The following is a 15929-nucleotide window of genomic DNA, read 5'->3' as shown; positions in this document are numbered from 1 at the left end:
TTAAATTTGAATACCGCTTCTGTTGAAAGTGTTCAGTTCCGTATAGAGAACTTAAATTATCAGTCAACATTTTTATTGTAAAGCACCCGCTCACCAGCCAGGTACATTTTATATTAGCAAATATAACAAAGCACTTCGCCACCAACGTTCTGCGACTTAGCCTGCTTATCGGTCATAACTCCCTTTGATGTACTTACGATAGCAATACCCAGGCCATTCATTACTCTTTTAAAATCTGTGGGCTTGGAATACTGACGCAAACCCGGACGGCTTACCCTTTCAAGCGACCTGATAGCGGGTTGCTTTGTTTGGGCATCGTATTTTAATGCGATCTTAATTACACCTTGTTTGCTATCTTCCTCAAATTTATATTTCAGAATGTAGCCCTGATCATACAGTATTTCAGTAATACGCTTTTTAAGGTTAGAAGCCGGGATTTCCACAATACGGTGACCCGCCATCTGGGCATTACGCACTCTGGTCAGGAAATCTGCAATAGGATCTGTTACCATTTTTATGAATTAATCAGTTCAAAATTATTTTTATCTGCACAAGCGGAGGAATTTGAAATTTCAAATTTTAAATCTCAAGCCTGCCTGCAGGCAGGCGGGTTTCAAATTCTACCAGCTCGCTTTTTTAACACCTGGTATAATACCATTTAAAGCCATATCACGAAAAGCAATTCTCGACAATCCGAAATAACGGATGTATCCTCTTGGGCGGCCTGATACCTGGCAGCGATTTTTTAAACGCACTTTTGATGAGTTTCTTGGCAACGCATCAAGCGCTTTCCAATCGCCGGCAGCTTTTAATACAGCACGCTTTTCAGCATATTGTTCTACCAGGCGTTCCCTTTTTCTTTGTCTGGCTTTTACTGACTCTTTTGCCATAATTAAATTCTAATTTTTGAAATTCTGAATCCGAAAATGAGCTGTCTGCCCGAAATTCGTTTTATGAATTCCTCTTTACAATTAATCTTTTTTAGCGTTTTTGAAAGGCATACCTAATTCTTTCAGTAATTCATAAGCCTCTTCATTGGTGTTGGCTGATGTTACGAAAGTGATATCCATGCCCGTTATTTTATTTACCTTATCAATATCAATTTCAGGAAAGATGATCTGCTCGGTAACGCCCATGGTATAATTGCCACGGCCATCGAATGCTTTTTCATTAATCCCCTTGAAATCTCTTACACGGGGTAAAGCCGCAGAAATAAGGCGATCCAGGAATTCATACATTTTAACCCCACGCAATGTTACCCTTGCTCCAATAGGCACACCTTTACGCAGTTTAAAGTTAGATATATCCTTTTTTGAGTTTGTAGCTACTGCCTTTTGCCCGGTAATGGTAGCCAGCTCTTCTACAGCCACATCCACTAATTTTTTATCGTTTACCGCACCGTTTACACCACGGTTCAGGCAAATCTTTTCCAATTGCGGAACCTGCATTACGCTTTTATACGCAAAGCGTTTCATCAAAGCCGGTACAACATCTTTCTTGTACTTATCAGCTAATCTCGGGGTATATTTTATTGTGCTCATGTTGTCAAAAATTTATTTGGCTGTTATCATCTCAAAATCACAGCAGCATTAAATGGTGTCGCCTGATTTTTTAGATACGCGAATTAATTTTCCATTTTCCCTGGTGCGCTTCACTTTGGCAGCTTCACTTTTTTTGGCATCCCAAAGCTTAACATTGCTGATATGAATGGACGCTTCTTTTTTCACTAAGCCACCTTTGGTGTTTTGTGCAGAAGGCTTGGTATGACGGGTAATGATATTCGCTCCTTCTATCAGCACACGAGCCTCATCGGGAAATACTTCAAGCACTTTCCGCGGCTTTTTCACATCTTTATCATCTCCGGTAATAATCACCACCGAATCGCCCTTTTTAACGTTAAACTTGGGTTTAAATCTTTTGCTCATTTTATTTAGCTTTTGGCTATTAGCTTTCAGCTATCAGCCGATTAAGTTTATGTTCCATATTCGCTAAAAGCTCATAGCTCATAGCCGAATGCTCTTATAACACTTCAGGTGCAAGAGAAATAATTTTCATATATCCCTTATCCCGCAGTTCCCTTGCCACAGGCCCAAAAATACGCGTGCCGCGTGGCTCATCAGCCTGGTTCAGCAATACCACTGCGTTATCATCGAAGCGGATATAAGATCCGTCTTTACGCCTCAATTTGTTTTTTGTACGTACGATAACCGCTTTTGTAACTGTTCCTTTTTTTATACCGCCTGCAGGAATAGCGTCTTTAACTGTTACAACAATCTTATCCCCGATCTTCGCATAATCCTGCCCGCTATTGCCCAGTACACGGATACACAGTACCTCTTTGGCGCCGCTGTTATCTGCTACATTTAACCTGCTTTCTTGCTGAATCATCTTTTTAGTTATTTGAAATTTGATATTTGAAATTTGATATTTGGTGCGACGTTGAGATGATGATAAAATCAAAGTATCTCAAATCTGCCTGCCCGCAGGCAGGTCTCAAATCAGAAATCTCAAATCAGAAATATATTACTTCGCCTTTTCTACCACCTCAACCAGGCGCCAGTGCTTTGTTTTGCTCAGCGGGCGGGCTTCCATTATCTTAACAACATCACCAATACCGCACTCATTTTTTTCATCGTGAGCATGGAATTTGGTCGTTTTCTTTACGAACTTACCATAGATAGGGTGTTTCACCTTTCTTTCAATTTCAACCGTCACAGTTTTTTCCATCCTGTTGCTGGTTACCACCCCGATCTTTGTTTTGCGCAAATTTCTTTCAGCCATTTTATTTAGCTTTTAGCTTTGTTCTTTAATTCAGTTTTTAACCTTGCTATATCCCTCCGAACCGCTTGTATGGTCATGGGATTCTCCAGCGGAGAGGTAGCATGAGCGAATTTTAATTTCTTCAGGCGTATCTCATCTTCGCTGATACGCGCCTGCAAATCCGTTTCACTCATCGTTTTCAGGCTATTTACAAAATCCGTTTTCTTTGACATTACTATTCGGTTTGAATATTTAAAACATTAGCTGCTGATCTATTGTCCGGCATAATCGCGACGGATAATAAACTGGGTTTTAATGGGCAATTTTGCAGCAGCCAGTTGCATTGCTTCTTTTGCTACCTCAACCGAAACCCCATCGGCTTCAAAAAGAATACGACCCGGTTCAACCACGGCAGCCCAAAACTCGGGGTTACCTTTACCTTTACCCATTCTCACTTCCGCTGGTTTGCGTGTAATTGGCTTGTCGGGGAAAATACGAATCCATACATTCCCTTCACGCTTCATAGCACGCGTCATAGCCTGGCGGGCAGATTCAATCTGGCGGTTATTGAGCCATATAGGTTCCAGTGCTTTTAATGCAAATGAACCAAAAGATATAGTTGCTCCCCGTTTCGCCACCTGCCTGATCCGTCCTTTCTGCGCTTTTCTGTGTTTTGTTCTCTTCGGCTGTAACATTTTATATTACAATTTGAAAATTTTGAATATTGTTCTTACACCTTACCGCTCACACCTTATACATTGATAATTATCTCCTGTCTCCCCCTCTTCCACCACCTCTTCTGTCTCCGCCACCGCCTCTTCTGTCATCACGCCTGTCGCCTCCCCCTCTTCTGTCGCCACCACCTCTTCTGTCATCTCTCCTGTCTTCCCTTCTGTTATCACCCACACTGGTTTCGCTTTTTCCATCAATTATATTCGGGTTAAGGTCGCGTTTGGTTAATACTTCCCCTTTACATATCCAAACCTTAATACCAATTTTACCATATACGGTTAAAGCAAATACGTTGGCATAATCAATTTCCATACGGAATGTATGCAAAGGAACACGTCCCTGCTTGATTTCTTCTGTACGTGCAATTTCAGCACCGCCCAAACGTCCGCTAACCTTTACCTTAATTCCTTCGGCGCCCATACGAAGCGCTGAAGCAATGGATAATTTAATAGCGCGTTTATAATTAATACGGTTCTCTATTTGCCGTGCAATGGTATCACCCACTATATTGGCATCCAGTTCAGGACGACGAACCTGCAGAATATTAATCTGCACATCTTCCTTACCGGTAAGCTTCTTCAACTCTTCCTTAATATGGTCTACTTCGCCACCACCTTTACCAATGATAATGCCTGGCTTGGAAGTATGTATTGTAACAATTAGCTTATTGAGTGTACGTTCAATAACAATCTTCGAAATTCCGCCTTTATTGATACGGGCATTAAGATAGGTTCTGATCCGGTTATCTTCAATCAGTTTTTTGGAGTAATCCCTCTTGTTACCAAACCAGTTGCTTTCCCAACCGCGAATGATCCCTAACCTGTTACCAATTGGATTTGCTTTTTGACCCATGTTTATAATTTGAAAATTTTCATTTTTATTTCTGGTCTACAATCAATGTTACATGATTGCTGCGTTTGCGTACCCTGTAAGCTCTGCCCTGGGGCGCCGGCAACATTCTTTTCAGCACTCTTCCTCCATCTACAAAAATGGTTTTCACCAACAGGTTGCTGTCTGCCGCATTTGTTCCTTCATTTTTTTGCTCCCAGTTGCTTATGGCGCTCCTTAATAATTTATAAAGAGGGGTAGAAGAATGCTGTGGATGATGCTCCAATATTGCCAAAGCCTTCTCTACATCCATACCACGGATAACATCTGCCAGCAAACGCATTTTGCGTGGTGACGTAGGATAGTTTCTGAGTTTAGCTACTGCTTCCATTTTTTATTTTTTCTGGTTCCGGGCTACCGTTTGTTACAACTGTAATCCGCAACTTATTTTTAAGCTATTTTTTTGCTCGAGTGTCCTTTAAAATTACGGGTAGGTGCAAATTCACCTAATTTATGCCCTACCATATACTCGGTTACATATACAGGTATAAACTTGTTGCCATTGTGCACCGCAAAAGTATTGCCCACAAAATCGGGGGTAATAGTGGAGCGGCGGCTCCAGGTTTTGATCACACCTTTTTTAGCTTTACCCTCGTTCATAGCCAATACCCTCTTTTCTAAATAATCGGCTACGTAAGGACCTTTTTTAATTGAACGACCCATAATCTATATTTCAGATTTTAGATTTGTTGATTTCTGATTTATCTTACCACTTACCCGTCCGAACGGTGTTCAGCCGGGCGGGCACTTATCAATTATTTCGCCAGCTTCTTTCCATTCTTGCGCTGAATGATCAGCTTATCAGAACCTTTTTGCTTACGGGTTTTCAATCCTTTCGCATATTTTCCGGTTCTTGATCTTGGATGTCCTCCGGAGGCCCTTCCTTCACCACCACCCATCGGGTGATCAACAGGGTTCATAGCCACCCCACGCACACGCGGACGAACGCCCTTCCAGCGGTTTACACCAGCTTTACCAGCTCTTTCCTGGCTGTGATCGCTGTTGCTTACCACACCTACGGTAGCATAACAATTGATCAATATTTTTCTAAGTTCCCCACTTGGCATTTTCAATACACCATACTTTTCTTCTTTATTGCTCAACTGCGCAGAAGATCCGGCGCTGCGTACCAGTTTGCCACCCTGGCCTGGCTGTAATTCTATATTGTGTACGTTTGTACCCAAAGGCATATTCTTTAATTGTAATGCATTTCCCACTTCAGGGGCAACGCTATCCCCGCTTACTATCACAGATCCTACCTGCAAACCCTGGGGAGCAATAATGTATCTTTTTTCGCCATCAGCATAGTTAAGCAAGGCAATAAAAGCAGTACGGTTAGGATCGTATTCAACAGATGCTACAGTGGCCTTAATATTCTTCTTATCCCTCTTAAAATCTACTATACGGTATTTTTGTTTATGCCCGCCACCAATATAGCGCATGGCGCGACGACCCTGGAAATTACGTCCTCCTGTTCTGGATTTAGCTTCCAGCAGGCTTTTTTCAGGTGTGTCCGTAGTAATTTCGGCATATCCATTTCCAATTCTCCAACGGGTGCCCGCTGTCATTGGTTTGTATTTTCTTACTGCCATTGTTATTTCTTTTTATTGCGAACTTTTCAGCTTCGCCAACTTTAATAATTTGAATATCCGTTCCGTATTATAATGTGCTGTACAGATCAATATTTTCACCTTCAGCTATCGTTACATAGGCTTTTTTGTACGCAGGTTTACGTCCCGAAATAACACCTGCTTTTGTAAATCTTGATTTGCTTTTACTGGGAACAACAACTGTATTTACATTTACCACGCTAACGCCATAAAAATCTTCCACGGCTTTCTTTATTTCAAGCTTATTGGACTTACGCCCTACCCGGAAAGCATATATATTTCTTTTTTCAGAAAGCTTATTGCTTTTTTCGCTTATGATCGGTTTTACAAGTACATCTGCAAGTTTCATCTCTGTTAATTTGAAAATTTGAAAATTTGAAAATTTGAAAACCCATCCGCCTCTTTATCCTTAACCAGCTTTTTCAAAATTTCTTCTTATGCCTCTGCTCCTGCTGTTGCTTCTTCTTCAGAAAATATTTTAGCCGCATTTTCTGTAAGCACCAGCACATCACTGTTCACAATATCATAAGTATTCACATCGGCCAGCAACACTCCCAATACGGTGGGCATGTTACGAAAGCTTAACTGTACGTTCTCATTGTAACCAGGCAATACCAGCAAAGTTCTTTTTTTATCGAGGTTAAGACTTTTAATTACGCTGGCGGCTTCCTTTGTTTTAGGTGCTTCCAGTGAAAAATCTTCAATAACCACGATGGCATTTTCCCTGGCCTTATAAGAAAGGGCCGATATTTTAGCCAGGTCTTTTACTTTACGGTTCAGCTTAATATCGTAACCGTGTGGTTTAGGTCCGAATATAGTACCACCGCCTTTATACAAGGGGTTACGGATATTACCTTTACGGGCGCCGCCTGTACCTTTTTGGCGATGCAGCTTACGGCTGGACCCCTTAACTTCTGCACGGGTTTTAACCTTATGCGTACCCTGACGTTGTGCAGCCAGAAATTGCTTTACAGCGAGGTAGATGACATGGTCATTGGGCTCAATTCCAAAAATTTCATCAGGCAGTTCCGCTGTGCGACCTGTTTTCTCACCTGTCTTATTTAAAATATCTACTTGCATTGTATAAAATATTTTGCCGGTACACAGTTACCCGTGTACCGGCAGTGACTTTACTTTTGAATTAATACAATTGAACCATTATATCCCGGAACTGCACCGCTTACCAGCAGGTAATTCTTTTCAGGGAACAATTTCACCACCTTCAATCCTTTTACCTTCACCCTGTCGGTACCCATGCGGCCCGCCATGCGCATTCCTTTAAATACACGTGACGCATCGGAAGAGTTACCAATAGAACCGGGCGCTCTCTGGCGGTCGTGCTGACCATGTGATTGTTCACCCACACCATGAAATCCATGGCGTTTTACCACACCCTGGAAACCCTTACCTTTTGTAGTGCCTATTACTTCAACTTTATCGCCTTCAGCGAAAATGTCGAGTGTAACGGTTTCACCTATATTCTTTTCGATGGAAAAATCGCGGAATTCTTTTACGAACTTTTTAGCGGGAGTATTTGATTTGGCGTAGTGACCGGCTTCTGCTTTTATAGTATGCTTTTCAGTTTTATCGCCAAAACCCAACTGAACTGAACTGTAGCCGTCGGTTTCTTTTGTTTTTACCTGTGTTACCACACAAGGACCAGCTTCAATAATAGTAACGGCAGTTTGCGTGCCGTCGGCAGGATTGAAGATGCTGGTCATCCCGATTTTTTTACCAATAATACCTTTCATTGTTTTGTTTTTATACCCATTTTGGTTTAAGAGACAGACTGGACTATTATTTTATATCCAATGCTTCAATCCCCGTTTGCCGCCGACCTTTTCCCGTATTTCCCACTTGTGAAAGAGGAAGTACCAGCGGTAAACTAACCTCGAAGGGCTAGTTCATATTTAATTCTCAAAAACCGGAAATCATAAACTGGTTATGACCAAACGGGCTTTACCCCTTTTGCTTCCGGCATCCAGCGCTGCTTTTTTTTGGTTTCCCGCAATTGGCAGATGGAATATATAGTAAGAACTAAGCTTCTTTATTTTCCCGCACAAACAAAGCTGTTACGCTTTGATCTCAACATCCACACCGCTGGGCAGGTCTAACTTGCTCAGTGCATCCACGGTACGTGAAGAAGAAGTGTAAATATCCAGCAACCGCTTGTGCGTAGAAAGCTGGAACTGTTCACGACTCTTTTTGTTTACGTGGGGTGAACGCAATACCGTAAATATTTTTTTCTGCGTAGGCAAAGGAATTGGTCCTGTTACCACAGCGCCGGTACTGCGTACAGTTTTAACGATCTTTTCGGCAGATTTATCCACCAGATTGTGATCGTAGCTCTGTAATTTTATTCTGATTCTTTGAGACATACCGTAAAGTACCCGTTTTGATTTTGGGAGTGCAAAGGTATGTGCCTTATCGTTTATTGCCAAATAGTTGGGAAAGAAAATTTAAAAATGTTTTAGGGTGCTGTAAACCGCCTCCCTATAGATTCATTTCAGGCAGTTTATGGGACATAATTTATCCTCTCTGTCCTCTTTAGTTTTACCTGCAATTATTATATTTTACTATTTTTAAATAAGTAATTGTTTGCTCAACCTGAAAAACACACTATGGACATCGCCATCATTCAGCAAAAGATATATGAAATTAGAGGTGAAAAAGTAATGCCCGACTTTGATCTTGCCGGGCTGTACGGAGTAGAGACCAAAGCGCTTAATCAGGCTGTTTAGCGAAATGTTGAAAGATTCCCTCCCGACTTTATGTTTCAGCTTACCATGGGTGAATGGAATGGTTTGAGGTCACAATTTGTGACCTCAAACCGGGGTGGGAGACGATACCTACCCAACGCATTCACGGAACACGGCGTTACCATGCTGGCAAGTGTGCTGAAAAGCGATACAGCCGTGAAAATCAATTTAGCTATTGTACGGGCGTTCATAGCTTTGCGGCAAATGGCTCACCAGTATAAAGAACTGGTTGAAAAGCTGGCTGAAATAGAGCAAAGCAGCAACAAAAAATTTAAAGATATATACCAGGCCCTTCAATTCCTGCTCAACAAAAAGCAACAGGAGGTGGACTTCAGCAAACGTGAAAGGATTGGCTTCAGGAAATAAACGTTTCAGCCGCTTTTAATGCGGCAACCTGTTCATAAAACGTCCATATACCCAGGTTCCGGCTACGGCGCTTAATAAGGTTACTAAAATTACCGTAGCCCCTGCGCCGATTTGCGCATACAGGGGTCCGGGGCAGGCGCCGGTAATAGCCCAGCCTAAGCCAAAGATCAGTCCGCCATAAATTTGCCCTTTATGAAATTGCTTAGGCTCCAGGTGGATTTTTTCACCTTCTATTGACCTGGCATTGTATTTTTTGATCAGCGCCACACTAATTATACCCACCACCACAGCCGAACCAATAACGCCATACATATGAAAACTTTGCAGCTTAAACATTTCCTGTATCCTGAACCAGGAAACGATTTCGGCTTTTACAAATACGATCCCGAAAAAAATACCCAATACGCCATACTTAATATTAGAAACGAGCGGCCTGTCGAGGGTGCTTTCATTTACGCACATGGCATTTTGAGAACGTACTTCATAATCCGTATCTACCGGTTCTTTCTTTAAAGACGTCTTACGTACCTTTTCTTTTACCAACATATAAATATTTGAGATTTCTGATTTCTGATTTGTGGATTTCTGATTTATTGTTAAACCCTATATTTGGATTTTTAGATCATAATTGGAGAATATGGGGAAGGATAAGCCAGGTCATTACAAAGCCGCCTATCATAAAGCAACAGGTAGCTACGAGTGACGGCCATTGCAGATTGCTCAGTCCCATAATGGCATGACCGCTGGTACAGCCTCCTGCATAGCGGGTGCCGAAGCCAACCATAAAACCGCCCACTACTATCAAAATAAAACCGCGCAGGGTGAATAATTCCTGCCACGAAAAAAGATCGCGGGGCACAATCCCATTATAATCCGTTACGCCATAAGCCGCCAGTTCTTCCGCCAGCTGAGGATGTACCAGCACAGGTGCAGGATTAGCCAGCCACTGTGCTGCCACTATACCGCCCAGCAAAATGCCCCCCACAAAAAACAGATTCCAGGTCTCCTTCTTCCAGTCGTACCGGAAAAACGGAATTTTGGCGGGAATACAAATGGCGCAGATATGCCGCAGCGAAGAGGATATACCGAAGGTTTTGTTGCCAAGCAGCAGTAAAGCAGGTACGGTTAATCCAATCAGGGGTCCGGCTACATACCATGGCCAGGGTTGTTTAAGCCATTCAAGCATAATTGTAATTATTTATAAGTGCAATTTACGCAATAACCTTCAAGCTGCTTCCTTTCTGACCATTTCAGGCAGGGCCACTCCTCTTCAAACGAATATGCAGTTACTATCCAGTTTTATATGCACTGGCTTGTACTCCTAAATTTATGTAAAAGGTTCACTGGAAGCATTGCGAAAAAAAATTATAAAAAAATTTACTGAACTATAAAAATAGTTTTATCTTTGAACTACAAAGATAGTTTATGAGATCCCTTACGAAAGCAGAAGAACAAATAATGAAGGTGTTATGGAAACTGGAAAGTGGCCTATTGATGGAAATCGTTAAAAAAATGCCTAAACCGCAACCACACAAAAACACTATTGCAACGGTCCTTAAAACTATGGTGGATAAGGGCTTTGTAGAAACTGAAAATGTTGGAAGGTTTTTCAGATACCATCCGGTAATTACAAAAGAGCAATACTCAAGATCAACGCTGGATAATGTTGCAAAAGGATATTTTGAAGGCTCTTTTACGAATGTCATTTCATTTTTGGTTGATGAAAATAAATTATCAGTTAAGGACCTGGAGCTTTTATTGCAGCAAATAAAAAAAACTAAGAAATAGTATATGGATATATTAGCCGCCTGTCTCATCAAATCATTTATTACCAGTGGAGTTTTGTACCTCTATTATCAGGCTGCCCTTAGGAATAAAAAATTTCATTTCTACAACAGGTTTTATTTGTTGCTGTCAATAATTATTAGTCTTATAATTCCTTTTATAAATTTCAGATGGTTTTATATTGTAGAAGCACAAAATAGTCCTCTGACTAATTTTGTAACCATTATAAATTCTCCAGTTATAAGCGACCCGGTTAAGCTTTTTACTATCTGTTCTGTGTTGTTCAGCATTAGTACATTTATAAGTATTTTATTGTTTTTTCTTTTAGCTTCAAAAATAATGTGGATTTATAGAATTAAGCGAATGAATACGAATACAAAAATGCAGGGATACACTTTAATTGAAACAGAAGTTAATCAGGCCCCATTTTCTTTTTTCAGCAATTTATTCTGGAAGCAGGGGCTTTCTGCAACAGATATCAATGGGAAAAAAATTTTAAACCATGAACTGACTCATATTACGCAAAAACACACTTATGACAAATTATTTGCCCAAATGGTTTTTTGTACATTTTGGATGAACCCCTTTTACTGGTTAATTCAAAGAGAGCTAAATACGATACACGAATTTATTGCAGATGCAGCTTCTGTTGAAAATGGCGATACAGAATCTTTTGCAAAAATGCTTCTTCATTCTCACAATGAAGGCAGCTACCTTTCGCCGTCTCATTCATTTTTTAATTCATCAATAAAACGCCGGTTAAATATGATTGGTTTATCAAACAAAACCCAATATTCCTATTTAAGGAAGATATTGGTACTCCCAATTACTTTAATTGTATTGGCAGTTCTATCTGTTAATGTTAAAGCACAAACAGATACAAAAACAAATTTTCAAACAGCAAAAGAAATTCAGAAACCTTCTGAAGATACTATTCCAAAATCTACTTCAACACCTTTTAAGCGGAATGCAGAACCGATAACAGTAACCGGAAATAAGTCAGATGAGAAACCAGGTTTGGAACCAATAACAGTAATCGGGCAAAAGTCAGACAACAACTCAGGGTTGGAACCAATAACAGTAGTTGGACATAAATCAGGTAAGAACCTAAGGTTGAAACCAATAACGGTAGTCGGACATAAGTCAGACAAGAACCCAGGTTTGGAACCAATAACAGTGGTTGGACATAAATCAGATAAGAACCTAAGGTTGGAACCAATAACAGTAGTCGGGGAAAAATTATTGCAAAAAAAATAAACAATAAAACGCCATCTCTTTTTTAGATACAGAAAATATCGTTTGTGCAGTGCCAGATAAGTTGAAAACGATATTGAGGGAATTGATAAAATATAAGCCAGTTGAGCCACAAAAGCAAAAGGCGGTATTTCACAACGGTTTTTTTCAAATCCCTTCAAAAATATTTATTTTACTTAATCAGCCTGCTCTGCCCTTTGCGGTTAAAAATTTCAATGCTTTCCATAGCTTCATTCACTGTAATAAAGCGGGCAGATTGTGAAAGGAATGAATTGCCGTACGAAAATTCCGCTTTGCGGGTTTCACCGTTTTGGAGATGAACAATAGCATACAGCTCATCGGGTTGCAAAGCAATCAGCCGGTTGCTTTTTTTCAGCCTGAAAACTTTCAACGCATTTTGATTTTGTGAAGCGGCAATCAGGTAATGCCCGCCAGCCTGTTGTAACCGGATCAGCGCCTTGCCATCGCCGGGAATGAAAATACCGCTTTGCTGTATGCTTTGCGCATTGAAATTTCCGGTTCCATCTCCAAGCAATACCAATCCGTTCAATGCATCATAGCGTCCCGTGGCCACTTCCGTTCCAAAATCATTGCCATTCATTGCCACATCAGGGTTTCCATCGCCGTTAAAGTCATCCACCACCATACCATACAGAGGCGCTAACTGTGCCTGCACCGGCAAGGGATGGCATTCAAATTTGCCATTGCCCATGTTCTTTATAAAACAGCTTTTCATATTGTTCGCTTCCATTAGCAGGGCGTCCTGTAATTCTTCTTTCGTAAACATGTCATGAACAGTGGCTTTACCAAAACTTTTATAGGTAAGGAACCGCTTTTTTAACCCCGGCAACTGCTCCATGATTTCATCGCGGTTTTGCGCCGGAAATTCTTTCCTTACTCCCTGCTCATCTTTTAAATACATAGTAGTGATGATGTCATATCCTCCATTTTTATCAAAATCTTTTCCATAAATACGCATGGGATTTTCCGCTGTAGCGCGGTAAAATGAATTTTGCCCGAGATTGCCTGCTATATAATCCATATCGCCATCATTATCAAAATCACCTGCCACAAGGCTGTTCCACCAGCCTTTGTGCTGCTCAATACCACTATTTTTGAGCCGTTCAAATTTTCCCCGGTTGTTCTTTAAAAATGTTAATGGCATCCATTCACCGGCAACAATAATATCTTCCCAACCGTCATTATCAAAATCCGTCCATAAAGCGTCGCAAACCAAACCAATACCAGTAAACGCTTTGGCTACATCCGCCGTTACATCTGTAAATTTAACCGCCCCTGCTTTTGAATCATTTCGTAAAATAATACTACTTACCGGTTGCGGGTATTTCCCGGGCAATACTCTTCCGCCAACAAACAGGTCAAGGTCGCCATCATGGTCATAATCTGCAGCCTTTACGCAGCTTTTGCTGGTATAATTTAAAGGTATTGCCTGCTCATCTATTTTAAATTTTCCTTTGCCCTGGTTCACATACAAACGATCCTGGTAATTTTTTGTACCGGGGGTAAACTCACTGCTGCCACTTGCCATGTATATATCATTGTCGCCATCTTTATCCGCATCAAATAAAAGAATACCCATTGTTTCGGGACTTCGGGCATCCTTTCCCGTAGCCGCCGGTAGCTTTTGCTGAATGAATTTACCGTTGGATTGTTGCAACAAAGCAACGGCATCACTGATCGTATTGCCGCCGGTAACTATATCGTCCAGTCCATTGCCATCCACATCGCCGGCCGCCAGGGCAGGACCATACTGGGAAAATTTATGTGGTAATAAACGCTGGTAATTGAAATCCACAAAATCCATTTCGCTATGCCGGTAGCTGATGCCCGCACCAGGCGTAATATCCGTAAACAGGTTATCGGCCGCAATTGTACTTTGCGGTGAAGTATATGATGAAGCATTTTGTATATCCACCTGTACCAGCTGGTTAACGCTTACATTACGGATCACCTGTTTTTTATTTCCGGGCCAAACAATTACCAGTGAATCCACTTTTGTAGTTTTCCCCATACCAAAGTGAGCAATGTCACTAACAGTGGAAAGATAACCGCGATAGGGAGAATTTTCATACACTTGTTGTTTCCCGTTATTATAATGCAGTGTTATAATCGCGCCTAATCCATTTATATTTGTTTTATCGCCCCTGCACCGCAACTGCAAAAAATTAGCAGCAATGTGCTCTTTTGTATTCAGTGTATTTTTATATACAAAAGCTTCTTCGTTAATATTGTTTATTACATAATCCAGGTCACCGTCATTGTCGAGGTCTGCATACACAGCTCCGCTTGAAAAGCTGGGTTCGCTTAGTCCCCACTGCTGCGTTACATTTTCAAATTGCAGCGCTCCGTTATTGCGAAATGCATAATTAGGAATTTTGATCTGAGGCATCTGGTTTATGAGCTGCTGCTTTGTTACAGTGGGTGAGGCTTTTTGCCGGAAAGCGCCAAAATCATGATCGGTTACATCACGCGGATAACCATTGGTAACGATCATATCGCGATAGCCATCATTATCAAAATCAGCCAGGTTAGGGTTCCAGCTCCAGTCTGTTTCCGCCACACCGGAAAAAAATCCAATCTCGCTAAAAACAGGTTCCCCTATAGAATCCATAGTTCGCATAGCCGGTCCCTGGTTAAGCTGCAAAGTATTGCGGATATATTGTAAAGCATAGTTGCCATTGATCATGTTTTGATACACGTAATAATTAGCGCTGTTCATGTTTTTCTTTTTTCGGAAATTATCCTCGGGGTTCATATCAACAGTTATGATATCGGCAAGCCCGTCATTATTCATATCAGCAATATCGGTACCCATAGCATTTTGAGAAGTATGCCTGATGTACTGATCGAGCTTATTGGTAAAAGTTCCGTTCCTGTTGTTGATATACAATTCATCACTGGTAAAAAAATCGTTGGCCACATAAATATCTTTCCAGCCATCTTTATTAATATCGGCCACGGCGAGCCCCAGTGCAAAACCATGTACGCCTATGCCACACTGCCGGGTTACATCTGTAAACACTGGGTGTTGGGAGGCATCATTCCAGTCGTTGCGAAACAGTTTATCAAAATCACCGGTGGCCGGGTCGGCTACATTTTTATTATAAAATTGCGCGGCATTTCTGCCGGCGGGTTTGGTAGTAGCCAGGTACATGTCTATGTCGCCATCATTATCATAATCAAAAAATGCAGCGTGCACCGAATGGCTGGTATCGGCCAGGTTATATTCCCCGGCCATTTCTTTAAATACGGGCACATTATTTTTGTCGATTCCCTGGTTGATGTATAAAAGATTTTTCCGTTGCTCCGGGTCTTTCTTTATGGCAGCGCTTACATAAATATCTTTCCAGCCATCGTTATTAATATCTATTGCGGAAGTTCCATTGCTCCATCTTCCCTCTCCCGTAACGCCGGCTACGCCTGTAATATCCTTAAATTTAAAATCACCTTCATTCATGTAAAGCCTGTTGGAGCCTGTGCTCGCTGTGAAATACAGATCGGACAGTCCATCATTATTAAAATCGCCCACAGCCACTCCACCTCCATTGTATAAAAATTCAAGATCTATAGGATTGAGGGAATCGTTTTCTATAATACGATTATTGAAATGTATGCCTGAATGAGAGGATGAAATTCTTTTAAACAAACCTGATGGCTCATTGGTGCAGGCTGTTATACCAACAAAAAATAAAAAATAAAAAAACAAAATGAAGCGATTACTGAACATAGCAAAACATTTATAGAAAAATAAAGC

General features: G+C 41.1%; 21 protein-coding genes and 1 pseudogene. 3 read left to right on the top strand and 19 right to left on the bottom strand.

Going from position 1 to position 15929, the window contains the following annotated elements:
* Positions 1-113 precede the first annotated feature (113 nt).
* The 16 genes from rpsH to rpsJ all read right to left on the bottom strand — a co-directional run bounded on the left by rpsH (position 114) and on the right by rpsJ (position 8368).
* Positions 114-512: a 30S ribosomal protein S8 gene (rpsH, locus tag FRX45_RS04235; RefSeq protein ID WP_152267161.1), complete on the bottom strand. Its 399-nt coding sequence runs from the start codon at positions 510-512 to the stop codon at positions 114-116.
* A gap of 108 nt (positions 513-620) precedes the next feature.
* The gene (gene rpsN, locus FRX45_RS04230) at positions 621-890 is read right to left on the bottom strand and encodes a 30S ribosomal protein S14 (protein ID WP_152267160.1); all 270 of its coding nucleotides are present in this window, start codon (positions 888-890) and stop codon (positions 621-623) included.
* Positions 891-971: 81 nt separating this feature from the next.
* Positions 972-1541, bottom strand: a complete 570-nt coding sequence (rplE, locus tag FRX45_RS04225; RefSeq protein ID WP_152267159.1) for a 50S ribosomal protein L5 — start codon at positions 1539-1541, stop codon at positions 972-974.
* A gap of 48 nt (positions 1542-1589) precedes the next feature.
* Positions 1590-1925, bottom strand: a complete 336-nt coding sequence (gene rplX, locus FRX45_RS04220; RefSeq protein WP_152267158.1) for a 50S ribosomal protein L24 — start codon at positions 1923-1925, stop codon at positions 1590-1592.
* A gap of 94 nt (positions 1926-2019) precedes the next feature.
* Positions 2020-2388: a 50S ribosomal protein L14 gene (rplN, locus tag FRX45_RS04215; protein WP_116873575.1), complete on the bottom strand. Its 369-nt coding sequence runs from the start codon at positions 2386-2388 to the stop codon at positions 2020-2022.
* 135 nt (positions 2389-2523) lie between these two features.
* Positions 2524-2781, bottom strand: coding sequence for a 30S ribosomal protein S17 (gene rpsQ, locus FRX45_RS04210; RefSeq protein ID WP_152267157.1), 258 nt, complete (start codon positions 2779-2781; stop codon positions 2524-2526).
* Between the two features lie 5 nt (positions 2782-2786).
* Positions 2787-2993, bottom strand: coding sequence for a 50S ribosomal protein L29 (gene rpmC, locus FRX45_RS04205; protein WP_152267156.1), 207 nt, complete (start codon positions 2991-2993; stop codon positions 2787-2789).
* 39 nt (positions 2994-3032) lie between these two features.
* Entirely contained in the window at positions 3033-3455 is a 423-nt protein-coding gene (gene rplP / locus FRX45_RS04200; RefSeq protein ID WP_152267155.1) for a 50S ribosomal protein L16, read from the bottom strand.
* A gap of 70 nt (positions 3456-3525) precedes the next feature.
* Positions 3526-4344 carry a 30S ribosomal protein S3 gene (gene rpsC / locus FRX45_RS04195; protein ID WP_152267154.1) on the bottom strand — a complete coding sequence of 273 codons (819 nt, stop codon included), beginning with the start codon at positions 4342-4344 and terminating at the stop codon, positions 3526-3528.
* Positions 4345-4369: 25 nt separating this feature from the next.
* Positions 4370-4711, bottom strand: coding sequence for a 50S ribosomal protein L22 (rplV, locus tag FRX45_RS04190; protein ID WP_152267153.1), 342 nt, complete (start codon positions 4709-4711; stop codon positions 4370-4372).
* Between the two features lie 59 nt (positions 4712-4770).
* Complete coding sequence (gene rpsS / locus FRX45_RS04185) at positions 4771-5043, bottom strand: 30S ribosomal protein S19 (RefSeq protein WP_152267152.1); 273 nt, start codon at positions 5041-5043, stop codon at positions 4771-4773.
* Positions 5044-5135: 92 nt separating this feature from the next.
* Positions 5136-5972: a 50S ribosomal protein L2 gene (gene rplB / locus FRX45_RS04180; RefSeq protein WP_152267151.1), complete on the bottom strand. Its 837-nt coding sequence runs from the start codon at positions 5970-5972 to the stop codon at positions 5136-5138.
* Positions 5973-6039: 67 nt separating this feature from the next.
* The gene (gene rplW / locus FRX45_RS04175) at positions 6040-6339 is read right to left on the bottom strand and encodes a 50S ribosomal protein L23 (RefSeq protein WP_152267150.1); all 300 of its coding nucleotides are present in this window, start codon (positions 6337-6339) and stop codon (positions 6040-6042) included.
* A gap of 86 nt (positions 6340-6425) precedes the next feature.
* Positions 6426-7070: a 50S ribosomal protein L4 gene (gene rplD, locus FRX45_RS04170; protein ID WP_152267149.1), complete on the bottom strand. Its 645-nt coding sequence runs from the start codon at positions 7068-7070 to the stop codon at positions 6426-6428.
* A 50-nt stretch (positions 7071-7120) separates the two neighbouring features.
* The gene (rplC, locus tag FRX45_RS04165) at positions 7121-7741 is read right to left on the bottom strand and encodes a 50S ribosomal protein L3 (protein WP_152267148.1); all 621 of its coding nucleotides are present in this window, start codon (positions 7739-7741) and stop codon (positions 7121-7123) included.
* A 321-nt stretch (positions 7742-8062) separates the two neighbouring features.
* Positions 8063-8368: a 30S ribosomal protein S10 gene (gene rpsJ, locus FRX45_RS04160; protein ID WP_152267147.1), complete on the bottom strand. Its 306-nt coding sequence runs from the start codon at positions 8366-8368 to the stop codon at positions 8063-8065.
* Between the two features lie 243 nt (positions 8369-8611).
* On the opposite strand from rpsJ, the pseudogene FRX45_RS04155 reads away from it, so the two are divergent.
* Positions 8612-9115, top strand: a pseudogene (locus FRX45_RS04155) (ORF6N domain-containing protein).
* A 15-nt stretch (positions 9116-9130) separates the two neighbouring features.
* Here FRX45_RS04155 and FRX45_RS04150 read toward each other — a convergent pair.
* Positions 9131-9661 (bottom strand): DUF6691 family protein, encoded by a 531-nt coding sequence (locus FRX45_RS04150; protein WP_152267146.1) that lies wholly within the window; start codon positions 9659-9661, stop codon positions 9131-9133.
* A gap of 76 nt (positions 9662-9737) precedes the next feature.
* On the bottom strand, positions 9738-10301 hold the full coding sequence (locus tag FRX45_RS04145; protein ID WP_152267145.1) for a YeeE/YedE family protein: 564 nt from the start codon (positions 10299-10301) through the stop codon (positions 9738-9740).
* Between the two features lie 239 nt (positions 10302-10540).
* Between FRX45_RS04145 and FRX45_RS04140 the strand changes: the two genes are divergently transcribed.
* Positions 10541-10903: a BlaI/MecI/CopY family transcriptional regulator gene (locus tag FRX45_RS04140; protein ID WP_152267144.1), complete on the top strand. Its 363-nt coding sequence runs from the start codon at positions 10541-10543 to the stop codon at positions 10901-10903.
* Positions 10904-10906: 3 nt separating this feature from the next.
* A complete protein-coding gene (locus tag FRX45_RS04135; RefSeq protein ID WP_152267143.1) occupies positions 10907-12157 on the top strand; it encodes a M56 family metallopeptidase in 1251 nt (416 codons plus the stop codon).
* A gap of 169 nt (positions 12158-12326) precedes the next feature.
* On the opposite strand, the gene FRX45_RS04130 is transcribed toward FRX45_RS04135, so the two are convergent.
* A complete protein-coding gene (locus FRX45_RS04130) occupies positions 12327-15902 on the bottom strand; it encodes a VCBS repeat-containing protein (protein ID WP_152267142.1) in 3576 nt (1191 codons plus the stop codon).
* Positions 15903-15929 lie beyond the last annotated feature (27 nt).

Origin of the sequence: Agriterribacter humi (assembly GCF_009192765.1) — a bacterium.
In the GTDB taxonomy this organism is placed as follows: Bacteria; Bacteroidota; Bacteroidia; order Chitinophagales; family Chitinophagaceae; genus Agriterribacter; species Agriterribacter humi.
Note: the sequence above shows the minus strand (reverse complement) of the source record. Positions and strands in the feature narration are given on the sequence as shown.